19 protein-coding genes, 5 tRNA genes and 1 other RNA gene are annotated in these 19,159 nt (G+C 51.1%); 20 read left to right on the top strand and 5 right to left on the bottom strand.

Annotated elements, in window-relative coordinates; translation table 11 throughout:
• The first annotated feature begins 888 nt into the window (after window positions 1–888).
• The 19 genes from cydA to pnuC all read left to right on the top strand — a co-directional run bounded on the left by cydA (window position 889) and on the right by pnuC (window position 13,084).
• Complete coding sequence (gene cydA / locus OGY13_RS02755; protein WP_008784156.1) at window positions 889–2,457, top strand: cytochrome ubiquinol oxidase subunit I; 1,569 nt, start codon at window positions 889–891, stop codon at window positions 2,455–2,457.
• 15 nt (window positions 2,458–2,472) lie between these two features.
• The gene (cydB, locus tag OGY13_RS02760; RefSeq protein ID WP_213752093.1) at window positions 2,473–3,612 is read left to right on the top strand and encodes a cytochrome d ubiquinol oxidase subunit II; all 1,140 of its coding nucleotides are present in this window, start codon (window positions 2,473–2,475) and stop codon (window positions 3,610–3,612) included.
• Between the two features lie 14 nt (window positions 3,613–3,626).
• Window positions 3,627–3,740 (top strand): cytochrome bd-I oxidase subunit CydX, encoded by a 114-nt coding sequence (gene cydX / locus OGY13_RS02765; protein WP_003022970.1) that lies wholly within the window; start codon window positions 3,627–3,629, stop codon window positions 3,738–3,740.
• Window positions 3,740–4,033 carry a cyd operon protein YbgE gene (gene ybgE / locus OGY13_RS02770; RefSeq protein ID WP_003831434.1) on the top strand — a complete coding sequence of 98 codons (294 nt, stop codon included), beginning with the start codon at window positions 3,740–3,742 and terminating at the stop codon, window positions 4,031–4,033. The genes cydX and ybgE overlap by 1 nt, the downstream gene beginning before the upstream one ends.
• A 542-nt stretch (window positions 4,034–4,575) precedes the next feature.
• The gene (gene ybgC, locus OGY13_RS02775) at window positions 4,576–4,980 is read left to right on the top strand and encodes a tol-pal system-associated acyl-CoA thioesterase (protein WP_003831439.1); all 405 of its coding nucleotides are present in this window, start codon (window positions 4,576–4,578) and stop codon (window positions 4,978–4,980) included.
• The gene (gene tolQ / locus OGY13_RS02780) at window positions 4,977–5,669 is read left to right on the top strand and encodes a Tol-Pal system protein TolQ (RefSeq protein ID WP_003022976.1); all 693 of its coding nucleotides are present in this window, start codon (window positions 4,977–4,979) and stop codon (window positions 5,667–5,669) included. The genes ybgC and tolQ overlap by 4 nt, the downstream gene beginning before the upstream one ends.
• A 3-nt stretch (window positions 5,670–5,672) precedes the next feature.
• The gene (tolR, locus tag OGY13_RS02785; protein WP_003022978.1) at window positions 5,673–6,101 is read left to right on the top strand and encodes a colicin uptake protein TolR; all 429 of its coding nucleotides are present in this window, start codon (window positions 5,673–5,675) and stop codon (window positions 6,099–6,101) included.
• A 64-nt stretch (window positions 6,102–6,165) separates the two neighbouring features.
• Window positions 6,166–7,419, top strand: coding sequence for a cell envelope integrity protein TolA (gene tolA / locus OGY13_RS02790; RefSeq protein ID WP_079934627.1), 1,254 nt, complete (start codon window positions 6,166–6,168; stop codon window positions 7,417–7,419).
• A gap of 131 nt (window positions 7,420–7,550) precedes the next feature.
• Window positions 7,551–8,843, top strand: coding sequence for a Tol-Pal system beta propeller repeat protein TolB (gene tolB / locus OGY13_RS02795; protein WP_003022981.1), 1,293 nt, complete (start codon window positions 7,551–7,553; stop codon window positions 8,841–8,843).
• A 34-nt stretch (window positions 8,844–8,877) separates the two neighbouring features.
• Window positions 8,878–9,396: a peptidoglycan-associated lipoprotein Pal gene (pal, locus tag OGY13_RS02800; RefSeq protein ID WP_003022983.1), complete on the top strand. Its 519-nt coding sequence runs from the start codon at window positions 8,878–8,880 to the stop codon at window positions 9,394–9,396.
• Window positions 9,397–9,405: 9 nt separating this feature from the next.
• Complete coding sequence (gene cpoB / locus OGY13_RS02805; protein ID WP_213752092.1) at window positions 9,406–10,197, top strand: cell division protein CpoB; 792 nt, start codon at window positions 9,406–9,408, stop codon at window positions 10,195–10,197.
• A 165-nt stretch (window positions 10,198–10,362) separates the two neighbouring features.
• Window positions 10,363–10,438, top strand: a tRNA-Lys gene (locus OGY13_RS02810).
• A 36-nt stretch (window positions 10,439–10,474) separates the two neighbouring features.
• A tRNA-Val gene (locus tag OGY13_RS02815) sits at window positions 10,475–10,550 on the top strand.
• Window positions 10,551–10,553: 3 nt separating this feature from the next.
• Window positions 10,554–10,629: transfer RNA gene (locus tag OGY13_RS02820), tRNA-Lys, on the top strand.
• Between the two features lie 45 nt (window positions 10,630–10,674).
• Window positions 10,675–10,750, top strand: a tRNA-Lys gene (locus tag OGY13_RS02825).
• 32 nt (window positions 10,751–10,782) lie between these two features.
• Window positions 10,783–10,858, top strand: a tRNA-Lys gene (locus OGY13_RS02830).
• Window positions 10,859–10,880: 22 nt separating this feature from the next.
• Window positions 10,881–11,013, top strand: a non-coding RNA gene (locus OGY13_RS02835) — RtT sRNA.
• A gap of 281 nt (window positions 11,014–11,294) precedes the next feature.
• Window positions 11,295–12,338, top strand: coding sequence for a quinolinate synthase NadA (gene nadA, locus OGY13_RS02840; protein WP_003837113.1), 1,044 nt, complete (start codon window positions 11,295–11,297; stop codon window positions 12,336–12,338).
• Window positions 12,339–12,364: 26 nt separating this feature from the next.
• Window positions 12,365–13,084 (top strand): nicotinamide riboside transporter PnuC, encoded by a 720-nt coding sequence (gene pnuC / locus OGY13_RS02845; RefSeq protein WP_008784161.1) that lies wholly within the window; start codon window positions 12,365–12,367, stop codon window positions 13,082–13,084.
• Here pnuC and zitB read toward each other — a convergent pair.
• Both zitB and OGY13_RS02855 read right to left on the bottom strand, forming a co-directional pair.
• Window positions 13,081–14,022 carry a CDF family zinc transporter ZitB gene (zitB, locus tag OGY13_RS02850; RefSeq protein ID WP_213752091.1) on the bottom strand — a complete coding sequence of 314 codons (942 nt, stop codon included), beginning with the start codon at window positions 14,020–14,022 and terminating at the stop codon, window positions 13,081–13,083. The two genes, pnuC and zitB, sit on opposite strands and share 4 nt — an antisense overlap.
• Before the next feature lie 113 nt (window positions 14,023–14,135).
• Window positions 14,136–14,510, bottom strand: coding sequence for a YbgS-like family protein (locus OGY13_RS02855; RefSeq protein WP_003022994.1), 375 nt, complete (start codon window positions 14,508–14,510; stop codon window positions 14,136–14,138).
• Window positions 14,511–14,827: 317 nt separating this feature from the next.
• On the opposite strand from OGY13_RS02855, the gene aroG reads away from it, so the two are divergent.
• Window positions 14,828–15,880, top strand: a complete 1,053-nt coding sequence (gene aroG, locus OGY13_RS02860; RefSeq protein ID WP_100272745.1) for a 3-deoxy-7-phosphoheptulonate synthase AroG — start codon at window positions 14,828–14,830, stop codon at window positions 15,878–15,880.
• A 108-nt stretch (window positions 15,881–15,988) separates the two neighbouring features.
• Here the strand turns inward: aroG and gpmA are convergent, their stop codons facing one another.
• From gpmA to galK, 3 genes are all read right to left on the bottom strand, one after another.
• Entirely contained in the window at window positions 15,989–16,741 is a 753-nt protein-coding gene (gene gpmA / locus OGY13_RS02865; protein WP_003022999.1) for a 2,3-diphosphoglycerate-dependent phosphoglycerate mutase, read from the bottom strand.
• Window positions 16,742–16,973: 232 nt separating this feature from the next.
• On the bottom strand, window positions 16,974–18,014 hold the full coding sequence (gene galM, locus OGY13_RS02870; RefSeq protein ID WP_213752090.1) for a galactose-1-epimerase: 1,041 nt from the start codon (window positions 18,012–18,014) through the stop codon (window positions 16,974–16,976).
• On the bottom strand, window positions 18,008–19,156 hold the full coding sequence (gene galK, locus OGY13_RS02875; RefSeq protein WP_032942744.1) for a galactokinase: 1,149 nt from the start codon (window positions 19,154–19,156) through the stop codon (window positions 18,008–18,010). The genes galM and galK overlap by 7 nt, the downstream gene beginning before the upstream one ends.
• Window positions 19,157–19,159 lie beyond the last annotated feature (3 nt).

The following is a 19,159-nucleotide window of genomic DNA, read 5'->3' on the forward strand; positions in this document are numbered from 1 at the left end:
CAATTACTAATTAACTTGTGAACGACATAACGGTTTTTTATTTTTTAATCTTATATGTCACAATTCATTTTTGTTAAATTTAGGATAAAAATGATAAGGAAATGTTTGTGGCATATTTAATCTTTGCCACATAAGAGAAGAGGGGGTGTTAATGATAACTTTCAGTGATGACTTAAGCGAAACGTCAGCGTTCTCTCGCAGAACGACAAACGCAATGCATCGGTCATTGTGGAACGTTTTCGCTTCCAGTTGAGATAGTTACATCTCGGTGTTAATTATAAGTAAAATTTAAATGAATAATTTGTATGAAATAACAAATCCATGACTTGCTAAACAAAAAACTGTGAGCTACCCAGCATTAGTGATTCTTTATCTTCTATCAATTAAGTCATCCGGGCTGGTTAAAAGATCGTGTACATTTAAATAAATATCCTATCATTTGTAGTAACGGCAATTACTCATTGAAAAACATGTTGTTAACATCGCGTTTACTAGTAGCGTGAGTGCTAAACACTATTAACATTAAATTTGAAAATTGATTTAAATCAATGTTTAAAACTTGGAAAACATCATCAAAAGAGGGTAAATTGCTTCAGATCAAATTGGTCTGAAAGTGGTAAATTAGCTATAAATTGATCACTATCGAAAAATGCAAATTTGTCTCGATAAAAACCTGTTTATTGTAAGGATTTTACGGCGTAATATAATTGCGGGATCAATTTGAGTGTTTTATTAACATGTTTGTAACCTTTCATCATTGTCCTTTCTTCAAATGAGAGGAAAGGGTAGCGGCGGAAGGAAGCAGATAAATTTGTATTGGGGCATGCGTGTGACCCTTTCTAACGGGGTTCACTCTCGGAGTCTTCATGCGATGAGCAAGGAGTCATGATGTTAGATATAGTCGAACTGTCGCGCTTACAGTTTGCCTTGACCGCGATGTACCACTTCCTGTTTGTGCCACTGACGCTCGGTATGGCGTTCTTGTTGGCCATCATGGAAACGGTCTACGTCCTTTCCGGCAAACAGATTTATAAAGATATGACCAAGTTCTGGGGCAAGTTGTTTGGTATCAACTTCGCTCTGGGTGTGGCTACCGGTCTGACCATGGAGTTCCAGTTCGGGACTAACTGGTCTTACTACTCCCACTATGTAGGGGATATTTTCGGTGCGCCGCTGGCGATCGAAGGTTTGATGGCCTTCTTCCTCGAATCCACCTTTGTAGGTCTGTTCTTCTTCGGCTGGGACCGTTTGGGTAAAGTCCAGCATATGTGTGTCACCTGGCTGGTGGCTCTGGGTTCTAACCTGTCCGCGTTGTGGATTCTGGTTGCGAACGGCTGGATGCAGAACCCAATCGCAGCGGATTTCAACTTCGAAACCATGCGTATGGAGATGCTGAGCTTCTCTGAACTGGTGCTCAACCCGGTAGCACAGGTGAAATTTGTTCACACTGTGGCATCTGGTTATGTATGTGGCGCGATGTTCGTTCTGGGTATCAGCTCCTACTATATGCTGCGCGGTCGTGACTTCGCGTTTGCTAAACGTTCTTTTGCTATCGCTGCCAGCTTTGGTATGGCTGCTATTCTGTCTGTTATCGTTCTGGGTGATGAATCTGGTTACGAAATGGGCGACGTGCAGAAAACCAAACTCGCTGCGATTGAAGCAGAATGGGAAACTCAGCCTGCACCGGCTTCCTTCACGCTGTTCGGTATTCCGGACCAGGATGCGCAGGAAAACCATTTTGCGATTCAGATTCCTTATGCGCTGGGCATCATTGCCACCCGCTCTGTTGATACACCGGTCATTGGTCTGAAAGACCTGATGGTGCAACACGAAGAGCGTATCCGTAACGGGATGAAAGCGTATCAGCTGCTGGAAGAACTGCGTGCTGGTACTACCGACCAGGCCGTTCGCGACCAGTTCAACAGCATGAAGAAAGACCTGGGTTATGGTCTGCTGTTGAAACGCTATACGGACAAAGTTACCGACGCGACCGAAGCGCAAATTCAGCAGGCAACGAAAGATTCTATTCCTCGCGTTGCGCCGCTGTACTTCGCTTTCCGTATCATGGTGGCATGCGGCATTCTGATGCTGGCAATTATCGCGGTGTCCTTCTGGACTGTGCTTCGTAACCGTATCGGTGAGAAAAAATGGCTGCTGCGCACCGCGCTGTATGCGATTCCTCTGCCGTGGATTGCTATTGAATCCGGTTGGTTTGTTGCAGAGTACGGTCGTCAACCGTGGGCGATTGGTGAAGTGTTACCAACAGCCGTAGCGAACTCTTCGCTGACTGCTGGCGACCTCATCTTCTCGATGCTGTTGATTTGCGGCCTGTATACCCTGTTCCTGGTGGCTGAACTGTATCTGATGTTCAAGTTCGCACGCCTTGGGCCGAGTAGCCTGAAAACCGGTCGTTATCACTACGAGCAGTCCACTGTGACTTCTCAGCCGGCACGCTAAGACAGGAGTCGTCAAATGATCGATTATGAAGTATTGCGTTTTATCTGGTGGCTGCTGGTTGGCATTCTGCTGATTGGTTTTGCGGTCACTGATGGCTTCGACATGGGGGTGGGCATGCTCACCCGTTTCCTCGGTCGTAATGATACCGAGCGTCGAATTATGATTAACTCCATCGCCCCGCACTGGGACGGTAACCAGGTTTGGCTCATCACCGCGGGTGGCGCACTGTTCGCTGCCTGGCCGATGGTGTATGCCGCTGCGTTCTCCGGTTTCTATGTGGCGATGATTCTGGTTCTGGCGTCCTTGTTCTTCCGTCCGGTCGGTTTTGACTACCGCTCTAAGATTGAAGATATGCGCTGGCGCAACATGTGGGACTGGGGCATCTTCATTGGTAGCTTCGTGCCACCGCTGGTGATTGGCGTGGCGTTCGGTAACCTGCTGCAAGGGGTTCCGTTCCACGTAGATGACTACATGCGTTTGTACTACACCGGTAACTTCTTCCAGTTGCTGAATCCGTTTGGTCTGCTGGCAGGTGTCGTGAGCGTTGGGATGATCATCACCCAGGGTGCGACCTATCTGCAGATGCGTACGGTAGGTGAACTGCATCTGCGTGCTCGTGCAACTTCACAGGTTGCGGCGCTGGTGACTCTGGTCTGCTTCGCTCTGGCCGGTGTGTGGGTGATTTACGGTATTGACGGTTATGTTGTGACCTCAGCACTGGATCATCATGCCGCCTCTAACCCGCTGACCAAAGAAGTGGCTCGTGTGGCTGGCGCATGGATGGTGAACTTTAACAATGCACCTATCCTGTGGCTGGTTCCTACACTGGGCGTGGTTCTGCCGCTGTTGACCATCCTGACTTCTCGTATGGAGAAAGGGGCATGGGCGTTCGTCTTCTCCTCACTGACGTTAGCCTGCATCATCCTGACTGCCGGTATCGCAATGTTCCCGTTTGTGATGCCATCCAGCACCATGATGAACGCAAGTTTGACCATGTGGGATGCCACCTCCAGCCAGCGTACATTGAATCTGATGACCTGGGTCGCGGCGGTGTTTGTACCGATCATTCTGCTGTACACCAGCTGGTGTTACTGGAAGATGTTCGGTCGCATCACTAAAGAAGATATTGAAAGCAACACCCACTCTCTGTACTAAGTAAGGAGCTTAAAATGTGGTATTTCGCATGGATTTTGGGAACGCTTCTTGCCTGTGCATTTGGGATAATCACAGCGCTGGCGCTTGAGCACGTTGAATCAGGCAAAGCCGGGCAAGAAGATAGCTAATGACCAACATTATCGCGATGGTATACAACGCGATGGACAAGCGCCCCTTGCGGGCGCTTTCATTTGTGCTGGCAATCGTGTTGGCTGGCTGCATATTCTGGGATCCGTCTCGTTTTGCGGCCAAAACCAGTGAGCTTGAAATCTGGCATGGTTTCCTGCTGATGTGGGCGGTCTGCGCAGGCATTATTCACGGCGTTGGCTTCCGTCCTCGCGCCGTACATTGGCAGGGCATCTTCTGCCCGCTGATCGCGGATATTGTCCTCGTTGTTGGTCTGATTTTCTTCTTCTTTTGAATAAGAAACATCCTTAAATATTTATGGGCTTGCATAAGCCCATAATTTTTTACTCTCCGTTTACTTTCCCCCATTCCAAAGCACCATTCCCGCGCGTATAGTAGCGAAGTTTGAAAGCACTAACCTGAGGTTGTGCCCTGTGGTTGTGTGCGGTGGCGACGCTGTACCATCAGGACGTTATCAAGGCGGAGTGCGCTGGACATAGTAGAACTATGTCCAAGTGCGACAACACAGAGAACATCCTGATGGAACGCGTCCCGAAGGGCTGAGAATCTTTTTGCACAGTACTGCGTTACTTGCGTCTTGTTTGGAATTACCAAACTTCGCCACTCGCGCCTTGTTCTGTGCAAAAATTTTCGTCAGCGCCATCCGCGAACAACCACAGGACACAACCTAATTGCATTACCGGGATGTACAGTGAAGACAGCGCGATATACAACGACATTCTTGATGCATCGCGGCGGCAAGAACGCGAATCACCAGACGCTTACAAAGGTAAGTAACTGGTGTGAGTGGGCGAAGCCAACAAAGAGGCAGTAGGAATGAATAAGTATATGTTTCGATGGCCGGTTCGTGTCTATTATGAAGATACCGATGCCGGTGGGGTGGTTTACCACGCCAGTTACGTCGCTTTTTATGAAAGAGCACGCACAGAAATGCTTCGTCATCATCACTTCAGTCAGCAGGTCCTGTTGGCCGAACGTGTCGCCTTTGTGGTGCGCAAGATGACCCTCGAGTATTTTGCGCCTGCCCGGCTCGACGATATGCTCGAAGTTCAAACCGAAATTACGTCAATGCGTGGCACCTCATTGGTTTTCACGCAACGCATTGTCAACGCAGAGAACACCGTGCTGAATGAAGCCGAAGTTCTGATTGTTTGCGTTGATCCACTCAAAATGAAGCCTCGTGCGCTTCCCAAGTCTATTGTCGCGGAGTTTAAGCAGTGACTGACATGAATATCCTTGATTTGTTCCTGAAGGCAAGCCTTCTGGTTAAACTTATCATGTTGATTTTGATTGGTTTCTCAATCGCATCCTGGGCCATTATCATCCAACGGACCCGTATTCTTAATGCTGCTTCACGTGAAGCCGAAGCATTTGAAGACAAGTTCTGGTCCGGCATTGAATTGTCGCGCCTGTACCAGGAAAGCCAGGGGCGTCGTGATAATTTGGCGGGCTCGGAGCAAATTTTCTACAGCGGATTCAAAGAATTTGCGCGTTTGCATCGGGCAAATAGCCACGCGCCGGAAGCGGTCGTTGAGGGGGCTTCCCGTGCGATGCGTATCTCGATGAACCGTGAGCTGGAAACGCTGGAAACGCATATTCCATTCCTCGGAACCGTTGGCTCCATCAGCCCGTATATCGGTCTGTTCGGTACCGTTTGGGGGATCATGCACGCATTTATCGCGCTTGGCGCGGTAAAACAGGCGACGTTGCAAATGGTCGCACCGGGTATCGCAGAAGCGTTGATTGCAACGGCTATCGGTCTGTTTGCGGCAATTCCAGCGGTTATGGCCTACAACCGTCTGAACCAGCGCGTGAACAAACTGGAACTGAATTACGACAACTTTATGGAAGAGTTCACCGCGATTCTGCACCGCCAGGCGTTTACCGTTAGCGAGAGCAACAAGGGGTAAGCCATGGCCAGAACGCGTGGACGAGGTCGTCGCGAACTCAAGTCCGAAATCAATATTGTACCGCTGCTCGACGTACTGCTGGTGCTGTTGCTGATCTTTATGGCAACCGCGCCGATCATTACGCAGAGTGTGGAAGTCGACTTGCCGGATGCGACCGAATCGCAAGCCGTCAGCAGTAACGACGAACCCCCGGTCATTATTGAAGTTTCCGGTATTGGGCAATACAGCGTGGTGGTTGAGAAAGATCGTATGGATCAACTACCACCGGAGCAGGTTATTGCGGAAGCGAAAAGCCGCCTGCAGACCAATCCGAAAACGGTCTTTTTAATCGGTGGTGCGAAAGACGTGCCTTATGATGAAATAATTAAAGCGCTGAACTTGTTACACAGTGCAGGCGTAAAATCGGTTGGCTTGATGACGCAGCCAATCTGATGACTGCGTTTTGCTGGCTTGAAAGATAGCACGTAACAGGCGAACAGTTTTTTGGGAACCGAGAGTGTCAAAGGCAACCGAACAAAACGACAAGCTCAAAAGGGCGATAATTATTTCAGCGGTGCTGCATGTCATTTTATTTGCAGCGCTGATCTGGAGTTCGTTCGATGAGCACATTGATGCTTCAGCCGGCGGCGGTGGCGGTTCGTCCATCGACGCCGTTATGGTCGATCCTGGCGCCGTTGTGCAACAGTACGACAGGCAGCAGCAACAGCAGGCAAGTGCGAAACGCGCTGAAGAGCAGCGTGAAAAGCAGGCGCAGCAGCAAGCTGAAGAACTTCGCGAGAAGCAGGCAGCTGAGCAAGAGCGACTGAAGCAGCTGGAAAAAGAACGTTTAGCCGCGCAGGAAAAAGTGCGCGAACAGGCGGAACAGCAGAAGCAAGCTGAAGCCGCCGCAGCGAAAGCGCAAGAGCAACAGAAACAGGCTGAAGAGGCTGCGGCGAAGGCTGCTGCAGACGCGAAGGCTAAAGCTGATGCCCAGGCTAAGCAAGCGGCAGATGCCGCGAAGAAAGCCGCTGCAGACGCACAGAAAAAAGCTGAGGCTGAAGCCGCTAAAGCCGCCGCTGATGCGAAGAAAGCTGCAGAAGCACAAGCTGCTAAGGCAGCTGCGGACGCTGCGAAGAAAGCACAGGCTGAGGCCGCTAAGCAAGCAGCAGCCGAGAAAGCTGCTGCTGAGAAAGCAGAAAAAGCCGCTGCCGCGAAAGCTGCCGCTGCTGAAAAAGCGGCGGCTGATAAGAAAGCCGCTGCAGAAAAAGCAGCAGCAGACAAAAAAGCTGCAGCTGAGAAAGCCGCTGCCGATAAGAAAGCTGCGGCAGATAAAGCAGCTGCTGCTAAAAAGGCTGCGGCCGAAAAAGCCGCTGCAGCCTCTGGCGTTGACGACTTGTTGGGTGACCTGAGCTCCGGTAAGAATGCACCGAAATCGGGCGGTGGAGCGAAAGGAAACAATGCTTCCCCGGCAGGGAGTGGTAATACTAAAAATAATGGCGCATCGGGCGCGGACATCAGTAATTATGCAGGGCAGATTAAATCTGCTATTGAAAGTAAGTTCTACGACGCATCGTCCTATGCAGGCAAAACCTGTACGCTGCGGATAAAACTGGCTTCTGATGGTATGTTGCTGGATATTCAGTCTGAAGGTGGAGATCCCGCACTTTGTCAGGCTGCGCTTGCCGCAGCCCGACAGGCGAAGATTCCAAAACCACCAAGCCAGGCGGTATACGAAGTATTTAAAAACGCACCTCTGGACTTTAAACCGTAAGCTGGGTTTTCCCGAATTTTCGGAAGAAAACGGTCTAAGGTTGAGACAGAGTTCTGGTAGTTTTGTGTATTTGAGTTTGTTAACATTCTGCTAAATTATCGTGGGCTTTCCGTCCAGATAAGGGAGATATGATGAAGCAGGCATTACGAGTAGCATTTGGTTTTCTGATGCTGTGGGCAGCGGTGCTGCACGCAGAAGTACGTATCGAGATCACCCAGGGGGTGGACTCGGCGCGCCCGATTGGTGTTGTCCCCTTCCAGTGGGCAGGACCGGGTGCTGCACCTGAAGATATCGGTGGTATCGTAGGTGCTGACCTGCGTAACAGCGGTAAATTTAACCCGTTAGACCGTTCTCGTCTGCCTCAGCAGCCCGGTACCGCGCAGGAAGTTCAACCTGCCGCTTGGTCTGCGCTGGGCATTGATGCCGTAGTCGTCGGCCAGGTTACGCCGAACCCGGATGGTTCTTACAGCGTTGCCTATCAGCTGGTTGACACCGGTGGCGCACCGGGTACCGTACTGGCACAGAACACCTATAAAGTGAACAAGCAGTGGCTGCGTTACGCGGGCCATACTGCAAGTGACGAAGTGTTTGAAAAACTGACCGGCATTAAAGGTGCATTCCGTACCCGTATCGCTTATGTTGTTCAGACCAACGGTGGTCAGTTCCCGTACGAATTACGTGTGTCCGACTACGATGGTTACAACCAGTTCGTGGTACACCGCTCTCCGCAGCCGCTGATGTCTCCGGCGTGGTCCCCGGACGGTTCAAAACTGGCGTACGTTACCTTCGAAAGCGGTCGTTCTGCACTGGTTATTCAGACACTGTCTAACGGCGCGGTTCGTCAGGTAGCCTCGTTCCCACGTCACAACGGTGCGCCTGCGTTTTCTCCGGATGGCAGCAAACTGGCGTTTGCCCTGTCTAAAACCGGTAGCCTGAACCTGTATGTCATGGACATTGGTTCCGGTCAGATCCGTCAGGTGACGGATGGTCGTAGCAACAACACGGAACCTACCTGGTTCCCGGACAGCCAAAACCTGGCCTTTACGTCTGACCAGGCCGGTCGTCCGCAGGTATATAAAGTTAACGTCAACGGCGGTGCTCCGCAGCGCATTACCTGGGAAGGTTCGCAAAACCAGGATGCGGATGTGAGCAGCGACGGTAAATTTATGGTAATGGTAAGCTCGGCCAACGGTCAGCAGCACATTGCCAAACAAGATCTGGTAGCGGGTGGCGTACAAGTTCTGTCGTCAACGTTCCTGGACGAAACGCCAAGTCTGGCACCTAACGGCACTATGGTAATCTACAGCTCTTCTCAGGGGATGGGATCCGTGCTGAATTTGGTTTCTACAGATGGGCGTTTCAAAGCGCGTCTTCCGGCAACTGATGGACAGGTTAAATTCCCTGCCTGGTCGCCGTATCTGTGATAATAAATAATTGATTAATAAAGGAATCATTGAAATGCAACTGAACAAAGTGCTGAAAGGGCTGATGATTGCTCTGCCTGTTATGGCTATTGCAGCGTGTTCTTCTAACAAGAACGCCAGCAATGACGGCAGCGAAGGCATGCTGGGTGCCGGCACTGGTATGGATGCAAACGGCAGCGGCAACATGTCTTCTGAAGAGCAAGCGCGTCTTCAGATGCAACAGCTGCAGCAGAACAACATCGTTTACTTCGATCTGGACAAGTACGATATCCGTTCTGACTTCGCTGCAATGCTGGATGCTCACGCTAACTTCCTGCGTAGCAACCCGTCTTACAAAGTCACCGTAGAAGGTCATGCGGACGAACGTGGTACTCCTGAGTACAACATCTCCTTGGGTGAGCGTCGTGCGAACGCCGTTAAGATGTACCTGCAGGGTAAAGGCGTTTCTGCTGACCAGATCTCCATCGTTTCTTACGGTAAAGAAAAACCTGCAGTACTGGGTCATGACGAAGCGGCTTACGCCAAAAACCGTCGCGCCGTACTGGTTTACTAAGAGAATTGCATGAGCAGTAACTTCAGACATCATCTGTTGAGTCTGTCGTTACTGGTTGGCATAGCGGCCCCCTGGGCCGCTTTTGCACAGGCGCCAATCAGTAGTGTCGGCTCTGGCTCGGTCGAAGACCGTGTCACTCAACTCGAGCGTATTTCTAACGCTCACAGTCAGCTTTTAACCCAACTCCAGCAACAACTCTCCGATAATCAGTCCGATATTGATTCCCTGCGCGGTCAAATTCAGGAAAATCAGTATCAACTGAATCAGGTTGTTGAACGCCAGAAGCAGATATTGCTGCAGATGAATAATCTTGGCAGCGGTAGTGCACCTGCTGCGCAATCTGCGGGCGGCGATCAGAGTGGGGCAGCAGCAACCCCTGCACCTGATGCGGGTCCAGCGGCAGCGTCAGGTGCTCCGGTACAAACTGGCGATGCGAATACCGATTACAATGCGGCCATTGCTCTGGTGCAGGATAAATCCCGCCAGGATGACGCGATTGAAGCATTTCAGAACTTCATTAAAAAGTACCCAGACTCAACTTACCTGCCAAATGCGAATTACTGGCTGGGTCAGTTGAATTACAACAAGGGGAAAAAAGATGATGCAGCGTTCTATTTTGCTTCAGTAGTCAAAAACTTCCCGAAATCACCAAAGGCTGCAGACGCGATGTATAAAGTCGGCGTCATCATGCAGGACAAAGGTGATAAAGAGAAAGCGAAAGCCGTTTATCAGCAGGTTATCACTAAATACCCTGGCACTGATGGCGCGAAACAAGCGCAAAAACGCCTTGGCGCGATGTAATGAACACCATGCGACCAGAAATCGTGTTAATTCTGGTCGCGTCGTGTGATTCCTAAGCAGTTGAGTTGTTTACATCGAAATTTTTGTTGCGCTAAAATCTGAAATCAGTAATATATGCCGCCGTTGCCAAGGGATATCAAACAGCCCGAAAGCGGCAAAAAAAGTGGGTCGTTAGCTCAGTTGGTAGAGCAGTTGACTTTTAATCAATTGGTCGCAGGTTCGAATCCTGCACGACCCACCACTAACTTAGTTAGTAAGTAGTATCCAGCGCAGTATCGGGTGATTAGCTCAGCTGGGAGAGCACCTCCCTTACAAGGAGGGGGTCGGCGGTTCGATCCCGTCATCACCCACCACTCGGGGCGTTAGCTCAGTTGGTAGAGCAGTTGACTTTTAATCAATTGGTCGCAGGTTCGAATCCTGCACGCCCCACCAACTTATTGGTGGCACCGAGTAAAAATTTTCAGGTTATACCCGAGCGGGTCGTTAGCTCAGTTGGTAGAGCAGTTGACTTTTAATCAATTGGTCGCAGGTTCGAATCCTGCACGACCCACCATCCTGAAAGTATAAAGAAGTAAACCCCATACGGGGGCGTTAGCTCAGTTGGTAGAGCAGTTGACTTTTAATCAATTGGTCGCAGGTTCGAATCCTGCACGCCCCACCAGTGTAAAAAGGCGCCCTAAAGGCGCCTTTTTGCTATGCGCAGAATTAACGATTCGAACCTGCAGCAGGTTCGGGTCTCACGTAGTGAGACAACGGAGCCGTTTACGGCGACGGCCCGGAGGGCGAGCAAAGCGAGTCATCCTGCACGCCCCACCAGTGTAAAAAGGCGCCCTAAAGGCGCCTTTTTGCTATCTGCGATTTATAAGATTCGAATCTGCTTGCCTGATGCGCTTCGCTTATCAGTCCTACAGACGACACTATTCACGTAGGCCAGATAAGACGTCAGCCGCCTTCCGGCATTCATCACACGCAATTATTGTGACTTTCTTACGCCAATCCGCTATCTTGTTTAGCATATAAAACAAAACTAACCGAATACGGCGTGCGTCACGCTTTTAATCGGTTATTTCGTTAAGCCAGTAAAACGAGAAAGCAAGATGAGCGTGATGTTTGATCCAGAAGCAGCAATTTATCCGTTTCCGCCGAAGCCAGCCCCGCTGAGTGTGGATGAAAAGCAATTTTATCGTGAAAAAATCAAGCGCCTGCTGAAAGAGCGTGATGCCGTTATGGTCGCGCACTATTACACCGATCCCGAAATTCAGCAGTTGGCCGAAGAGACCGGTGGTTGTATTTCTGATTCTCTGGAGATGGCGCGTTTCGGCTCAAAACATTCTGCCTCTACGCTGTTGGTTGCAGGCGTGAGGTTTATGGGGGAAACCGCCAAAATCCTCAGCCCGGAAAAGACCATCCTGATGCCGACCCTACAGGCGGAATGCTCATTAGATCTGGGCTGTCCGATTGATGCGTTCAGCGCGTTTTGTGATGCGCACCCGGATCGTACCGTAGTGGTTTACGCCAATACCTCAGCCGCCGTTAAAGCACGTGCGGACTGGGTCGTCACATCCAGTATCGCGGTAGAACTTATTGAGCATCTTGATAGTTTAGGTGAAAAAATCATCTGGGCTCCGGACAGACATCTGGGCAACTACGTCCAAAAACAGACCGGTGCAGACGTTCTTTGTTGGCAGGGGGCCTGTATCGTCCACGACGAATTTAAGACTCAGGCTTTAACACGCATGAAGGGGCTTTACCCTGATGCAGCGGTGTTGGTGCACCCGGAGTCCCCTCAGTCTATCGTTGATATGGCCGATGCGGTTGGCTCAACCAGCCAGTTAATCAACGCAGCTAAATCGTTACCGCATCAACAGCTGATTGTGGCGACTGACCGGGGCATATTTTACAAAATGCAGCAGGCCGTTCCGGATAAAGAATTGCTTGAAGCGCCGACGGCTGGTGAGGGGGCAACCTGCCGCAGCTGTGCGCATTGTCCGTGGATGGCGATGAACGGCCTCAAGGCGATTGCTGAGGGCCTGGAACAAGGCGGAGCGGCTCATGAGATACATGTTGATGCTGCGCTGCGAGAAGGGGCGTTGTTGCCGTTAAACCGCATGTTGGAATTTGCGGCTACACTTCGAGCTTAATTAATTTTTTGGCTCTGGGGGAAAAGATGGACTTTTTTAGCACGCAGAACATTCTGGTACATATTCCGATTGGCGCTGGCGGTTACGATCTGTCGTGGATCGAAGCTGTGGGGACGATCGCTGGGTTGCTGTGTATTGGCCTGGCAAGCCTTGAGAAAATCAGCAATTACTTCTTCGGCCTGATAAACGTCACGCTGTTTGCGATTATCTTCTTTCAGATCCAGCTCTATGCAAGCCTGTTGCTGCAAGTTTTCTTCTTTGCCGCCAACATCTACGGCTGGTATGCCTGGTCCAGGCAAACCAACCAGCATGAAGCGGAACTGAAAATTCGCTGGCTGCCGTTACCAAAAGCGATCGGCTGGCTGGCGGCTTGCGTGGTGGCGATCGGTCTGATGTCGGTCTATATCGATCCGGTCTTTGCGTTCCTGACCCGCATTGCGGTGAACATTATGCAGGCATTAGGATTGCAGGTTGTTGTGCCTGAGTTGCAACCCGATGCATTCCCGTTCTGGGACTCCTGCATGATGGTGTTGTCGATTGCGGCGATGATCCTGATGACGCGTAAGTACGTTGAAAACTGGCTGCTGTGGGTGATCATTAACGTAATAAGCGTAGTGATTTTCGCCCTGCAAGGCGTATATGCCATGTCGCTGGAGTATATGATCCTGACGGTTATCGCCCTGAACGGTAGCAGGATGTGGATTAACAGCGCGCGCGAGCGGGGTTCCCACGCGCTGTCCCATTAATGGTGATGGTGTGAATGGCCGGATACCCCCTGATACAGGTGGCAGTCCGGCCCATTACACGGCTGATACTCCATCTGGATCGTGGCGTGTTCAATCTGGTAGTGATGGATAAGGAAATGCTGAATACGCTCCAGCAGCGCGTCGTGATCGTGCGGCGGGACCACCTGCACATGCAGCGTCATTACCGGTTTTTCACCCACCATCCAGACATGGACATGGTGCACATTGCGGACTTCGGGGATATCCCGGCCGAGATGGCGCTGCAGTGCGGCGATATCCAGCGTCAGCGGGGCGCCTTCCAGTAATTCATTAACGCTATCCTTTAACAGTCGCCAGGCGCTACGTAGTACCAGCACGGAAACCAGAATCGAGAGAATCGGGTCCGCAGGCGTCCAGCCCGTCCAGATAATAATCAGCGCAGCGATGATCGCCCCGACCGAGCCGAGTAAATCGCCCATCACATGTAGTGCCGCGGCGCGGACGTTCAGGTTTTTATCCTCACTGCCGCGGTGTAGAACCCAAAAAGCCAGCACGTTAGCCAGTAAACCCGCGACAGCTATAACCATCATCATGCCGCCAGCCACGGGGCGGGGCGTATGGAAGCGCTCAATGGCTTCCCAGACGATTAAAATGGTGATCACGACCAATGCGATGGCGTTAACAAACGCGGCCAGTGTCGTGAGCCTCAGCCAGCCGAAGGTGTGTCGTATTGTGGGCGGGCGATGGGAAAACCGGACGGCCAGCAGCGCAAAAAGGAGCGCTGCGGCATCAGTGAGCATATGCCCGGCATCGGCCAACAAGGCCAGTGAACCTGAAAGTATGCCACCCACCACTTCAACCAACATAAATCCGGCTGTAATGCAGAATGCAAACATCAAGCGGCGGGCATTATTGTCCTTGGGTTGCTCAGAAGAAGTATGAGTATGCGAGTGCGCCATTATGCCATCCCTTTGTTATTCTCATCTTTACTGTATGCCATCATACCGTTTTTGGGATGATAAAATTAAAAAGGAGAGCTATTGCTCTCCCATTATTAGCTTTATTTTCAGCGTTACTGCGTAGTGCCATCAGTTTTTGTCTCAGCATCATTGTTAATGCCGTTTCCGGTCTCAACCTTCTTATTCACATCAGGGCAGCGACCGTCCTTACACATGGTGTTTTTGTGCATCTCATCTTTGGTCATCCCTTCATGGTTCATTGATGAACCGTTCGGGTGCAGCATTGTGCCACCCGAATTCACGTTACTGTTGTCGACATTATTTGGTGCCACGTTTTCGCGTGCGTCTGGGGCGACCTGACCGGCATCCGCCGAGGAATTTGCCTGGCCGTTATTGGACTGCGTATTGGTTTCAGCAGCCAGCGCCGCGCCGCTGGCGAGGCTGAGTGTAGCGGTAAGAAAGAGTGAAGCCAGCTTTGTCATATGCATAATATGCTCCTGTTATGGTCGATATGTCGGATAACGTCTTCCAACAGTGCATGTGCCAGTTACATCATCAATATGTGGTTAATAGTTTTGCCAGAGAAATTAAACCCAGCATAGAATCTTGAAATTTATGAAAATTAAAGCTGTTACAGTTATAAATTGTAGGTTGGATCTCGTTTTTCGCTACTTTATTGCGTTTTTTTGGCCAATTCCAGGATTAATCCGTCCAAAGTGTAAAACCCCGTTTACACTTTATGACTGAAGATATAGATTGGAGGGATTGCATTCATTTATATAAGTATGGCAACGCTGGAATAATCATGAATTATCAGAACGACGATTTACGCATTAAAGAGATCAACGAGTTATTACCGCCAGTCGCATTGTTGGAAAAATTCCCCGCTACTGAAAATGCCGCAAACACGGTGGCTCATGCCCGTAAGGCGATTCACAAAATCCTGAAAGGGAGTGACGATCGCCTGTTGGTAGTGATTGGGCCTTGCTCTATTCATGATCCGGCAGCCGCCAAAGAGTATGCCGCTCGCCTGCTGGCACTGCGTGAAGAGTTAAAAGGCGAGCTTGAAATCGTTATGCGCGTCTATTTTGAAAAACCGCGAACTACCGTCGGCTGGAAAGGGCTTATCAACGATCCGCACATGGACAACAGCTTCCAGATCAACGATGGGCTGCGCATTGCGCGTAAACTGCTGCTGGATATCAATGACAGCGGATTGCCTGCTGCGGGTGAATTCCTCGATATGATTACGCCGCAATACCTCGCCGACCTGATGAGCTGGGGCGCGATTGGGGCACGTACCACAGAATCTCAGGTGCACCGCGAGCTGGCGTCTGGTCTGTCCTGCCCGGTTGGCTTTAAAAACGGTACTGATGGCACGATAAAAGTAGCGATTGATGCGATTAATGCCGCAGGAGCGCCGCACTGCTTCCTGTCTGTGACCAAATGGGGTCATTCGGCGATCGTAAATACCAGTGGTAATGGCGATTGCCATATTATTTTGCGCGGCGGCAAAGAGCCGAACTACAGCGCTCAGCACGTTGCCGACGTGAAAGAAGGTCTGATCAAAGCAGGGCTTTCAGCGCAGGTGATGATCGACTTTAGCCATGCCAACTCCAGCAAGCAGTTCAAAAAGCAGATGGATGTCGCGAAAGATGTTTGCGGACAAGTTGCTGGGGGCGAAAAAGCAATTATTGGCGTGATGATCGAAAGCCATCTGGTAGAAGGCAATCAAAACCCGGATAGCGGTGAGCCGCTGACCTACGGTAAGAGCATCACCGACGCCTGCATTGGCTGGGAAGATACCGATGCGGTGTTGCGCCAGCTGGCGGATGCGGTAAAAGTGCGCCGCGGTTAAAAAATTCATCCGGGCTATGCTCGGTAGGCCGGATAAGGCAACGCCGTCATCCGGCAATAAAAAAGCGTGGAGCATTCCACGCTTTTTTCGTTTGACCCAAGATGAAAATTACTTCGCTTTACCCTGGTTCGCAACGGCTGCTGCTTTTGCTGCGATCTCGTCAGCATTACCCAGATAGTAATGTTTGATTGGTTTGAAGTTTTCGTCGAACTCATATACCAGCGGTACGCCGGTCGGGATGTTCAATTCAAGGATCTCATCTTCGCCCATGTTATCCAGGTATTTAACCAGCGCACGCAGAGAGTTACCGTGAGCGGCGATAATTACGCGCTCACCGCTTTTCATGCGCGGCAGAATGGTTTCGTTCCAGTAGGGGATAACGCGATCGATGGTCAGCGCCAGGCTTTCGGTAACCGGCAACTCTTTGTCGGTCAACTTCGCATAACGCGGATCGTGACCCGGATAACGCTCGTCATCTTTGGTCAGTTCCGGTGGAGTTACCGCAAAGCCGCGACGCCATTGTTTAACCTGCTCGTCACCGTATTTTTCAGCGGTTTCAGCTTTGTTCAGACCCTGCAGCGCGCCGTAATGACGTTCGTTCAGTTTCCAGGATTTTTCAACCGGCAGCCAGGCCTGATCCAGTTCGTCCAGTACGTTCCACAGGGTGTGGATGGCACGTTTCAGCACAGAAGTATAAGCAAAATCGAAGCTGTAGCCTTCTTCTTTCAGCAGTTTACCTGCCGCTTTTGCTTCGCCCACGCCTTTCTCTGACAGATCAACGTCATACCAACCGGTAAAACGGTTTTCGTTGTTCCACTGACTTTCACCGTGACGTACCAGAACCAGCTTAGTTACAGCCATACACTCACTCCTATAAATCATATTGAATGATAATAATTCTCATTATATTGCCGTAAAGCGTCAGCGGCAATGCTTACGCATAACCATAGCGAAAATAGCGCCACAGTGTAAGGTTCTTGTGAATTCAAGGTTGCGATTTTGTCTTTGAGTGGTGGGGATTTGAGCGGTTCTACTGTGATAAACAAATAACAGGCCCGCTACGTTACGTCATCGGGCCTGTGAGGGGAAAGGATCAGACTGGAATAAACTGATATTCCGTCACGCTGGCATACTCTTCACCCGGGCGTAAGAAGCAGTCCGGCTGCTGCCACTCTGGATGGTTTGGGCTGTCCGGGAGAAACTCACTTTCCAGCGCCAGGCCTTGCCAGTCTTTGTAGGCATCAGGCCCACGAGATGGCGTACCGCCGAGGAAGTTGCCGGAGTAAAACTGCAATGCCGGGGCGGAGGTGTATACCACCATCTGCAGTTTTTCATCCTGGGACCACAGTCGGGCGACCGGCGTACGCGCATTGCCCTGTGCCTGAAGCAGGAAGGCGTGATCGTAACCTTTCACCTTGCGCTGATCGTCATCGGCAAGAAATTCACTACTGATCATTTTAGGCGTGCGGAAATCGAAAGTGCTACCAGCGACGGATTTCAGCCCGTCATGCGGGATGCCCATTTCATCAACCGGCAAGTACTCGTCCGCCATAATTTGCAGCTTATGCTGGCGCACATCCGTTTTGTCACCGTCGAGGTTAAAATAAACGTGATTCGTCAGATTCACCGGACAGGGCTTATCGACCGTGGCGCGGTAGGTTATCGAAATACGATTATCGTCAGTCAGGCGATACTGCGCGGTGGCGCATAGATGGCCAGGAAAACCCTGATCGCCATCGTCAGATGTTAAGGCGAACAGCACCTGACGGTCATTCTGATTGACTATCTGCCAGCGACGTTTGTCGAAACCGTCTGGCCCGCCGTGCAGCTGGTTGTTGCCCTGACTTGGTACCAACTCAACGGTTTCGCCGGCAAAGGTATAGCGGCTGTTGGCGATACGGTTAGCGTAGCGACCAATTGAAGCGCCCAGAAACGCAGCCTGCTCCGGGTATTGTTCCGGACTGGCGCACCCGAGCAATGCTTCACGCACGCTACCATCGCTAAGCGGAATACGCGCAGAGAGCAGCGTCGCGCCCCAGTCCATGAGCGTGACGACCATCCCTGCGTCATTGCGCAGGGTGAGCAGGCGAAACGGCTGACCGTCCGGAGCCTGCACAGGGATTTCGCTTAACATTGTCCTGCTCCTTGTGAAGGTTTGCAGACGTAGAATGTTTCTTTGATACCGGTTTTTGCTTCGTATTGTTCCGCGACGGCCTGCTGTACGGCAGGTACCAAATCTTGCGGGATCAGCGCCACGATGCAGCCGCCGAAGCCGCCGCCGGTCATACGGACACCGCCTTTATCGCCGATGGTCGCTTTGACAATCTCGACCAGCGTATCAATTTGCGGCACGGTAATTTCAAAGTCATCGCGCATTGAGGCGTGAGATTCCGCCATCAGCTGGCCCATGCGCAGCAGGTCGCCTTTTTCCAGCGCCTGTGCGGCTTCAACGGTACGCGCATTTTCCGTGATCACGTGGCGAACGCGTTTGGCGACAATCGGATCCAGTTCGTGGGCGACAGCGTTGAAGGCTTCAAGGCTGACATCACGCAGCGCTGGCTGCTGGAAGAAACGCGCGCCGGTTTCACACTGTTCGCGACGGGTATTGTATTCGCTACCGACCAATGTGCGTTTAAAGTTACTGTTGATGATCACCACCGCTACGCCCTCAGGCATGGAAACGGCTTTGGTGCCCAGCGTTCGGCAGTCGATCAGTAGCGCATGATCTTTCTTACCAAGTGCCGAGATCAGTTGATCCATAATGCCGCAGTTACAGCCGACAAACTGGTTTTCAGCTTCCTGGCCATTCAGGGCAATCTGCGCGCCGTCGAGCGGCAGATGATAGAGCTGCTGGAATACCGTACCCACAGCGACTTCCAGTGAGGCAGAAGAGCTTAAGCCCGCACCCTGCGGGACGTTACCGCTGATCACCAGATCCGCGCCGCCAAAGGCGTTATTGCGCTTTTGCAGATGTTTCACTACGCCACGCACGTAGTTTGACCACTGCTGGCTGTCATGAGCGATAATTGGCGCATCAAGCGAGAACTCATCAACCTGATTGTCGTAATCAGCGGCGATCACACGGACTTTTCGATCGTCGCGTGCCGCACAGCTGATAACGGTTTGATAGTCGATAGCGCAGGGCAGAACGAAGCCGTCGTTATAATCGGTATGTTCACCGATCAGGTTCACACGACCCGGTGCCTGAATAGTATGGGTGGCAGGGTAGCCAAATGTTTCAGCAAACAGAGATTGTGTTTTTTCTTTCAGACTCATTAT

This window comes from Citrobacter sp. Cpo045, from assembly GCF_030332875.1.
GTDB classification, from domain to species: Bacteria; Pseudomonadota; Gammaproteobacteria; order Enterobacterales; family Enterobacteriaceae; genus Citrobacter; species Citrobacter portucalensis.

Coding starts and splice junctions, on each gene's coding strand:
- tolB (WP_003022981.1), top strand. CDS start 7,551: ATGAAGCAGGCATTACGAGTAGCATTTGGTTTTCTGATGCTGTGGGCA.
- zitB (WP_213752091.1), bottom strand. CDS start 14,022: ATGGCGCACTCGCATACTCATACTTCTTCTGAGCAACCCAAGGACAAT.
- cydB (WP_213752093.1), top strand. CDS start 2,473: ATGATCGATTATGAAGTATTGCGTTTTATCTGGTGGCTGCTGGTTGGC.
- cpoB (WP_213752092.1), top strand. CDS start 9,406: ATGAGCAGTAACTTCAGACATCATCTGTTGAGTCTGTCGTTACTGGTT.
- aroG (WP_100272745.1), top strand. CDS start 14,828: ATGAATTATCAGAACGACGATTTACGCATTAAAGAGATCAACGAGTTA.
- ybgC (WP_003831439.1), top strand. CDS start 4,576: ATGAATAAGTATATGTTTCGATGGCCGGTTCGTGTCTATTATGAAGAT.
- galM (WP_213752090.1), bottom strand. CDS start 18,014: ATGTTAAGCGAAATCCCTGTGCAGGCTCCGGACGGTCAGCCGTTTCGC.
- cydX (WP_003022970.1), top strand. CDS start 3,627: ATGTGGTATTTCGCATGGATTTTGGGAACGCTTCTTGCCTGTGCATTT.
- OGY13_RS02855 (WP_003022994.1), bottom strand. CDS start 14,510: ATGCATATGACAAAGCTGGCTTCACTCTTTCTTACCGCTACACTCAGC.
- galK (WP_032942744.1), bottom strand. CDS start 19,156: ATGAGTCTGAAAGAAAAAACACAATCTCTGTTTGCTGAAACATTTGGC.
- pnuC (WP_008784161.1), top strand. CDS start 12,365: ATGGACTTTTTTAGCACGCAGAACATTCTGGTACATATTCCGATTGGC.
- gpmA (WP_003022999.1), bottom strand. CDS start 16,741: ATGGCTGTAACTAAGCTGGTTCTGGTACGTCACGGTGAAAGTCAGTGG.
- tolR (WP_003022978.1), top strand. CDS start 5,673: ATGGCCAGAACGCGTGGACGAGGTCGTCGCGAACTCAAGTCCGAAATC.
- pal (WP_003022983.1), top strand. CDS start 8,878: ATGCAACTGAACAAAGTGCTGAAAGGGCTGATGATTGCTCTGCCTGTT.
- nadA (WP_003837113.1), top strand. CDS start 11,295: ATGAGCGTGATGTTTGATCCAGAAGCAGCAATTTATCCGTTTCCGCCG.
- cydA (WP_008784156.1), top strand. CDS start 889: ATGTTAGATATAGTCGAACTGTCGCGCTTACAGTTTGCCTTGACCGCG.
- ybgE (WP_003831434.1), top strand. CDS start 3,740: ATGACCAACATTATCGCGATGGTATACAACGCGATGGACAAGCGCCCC.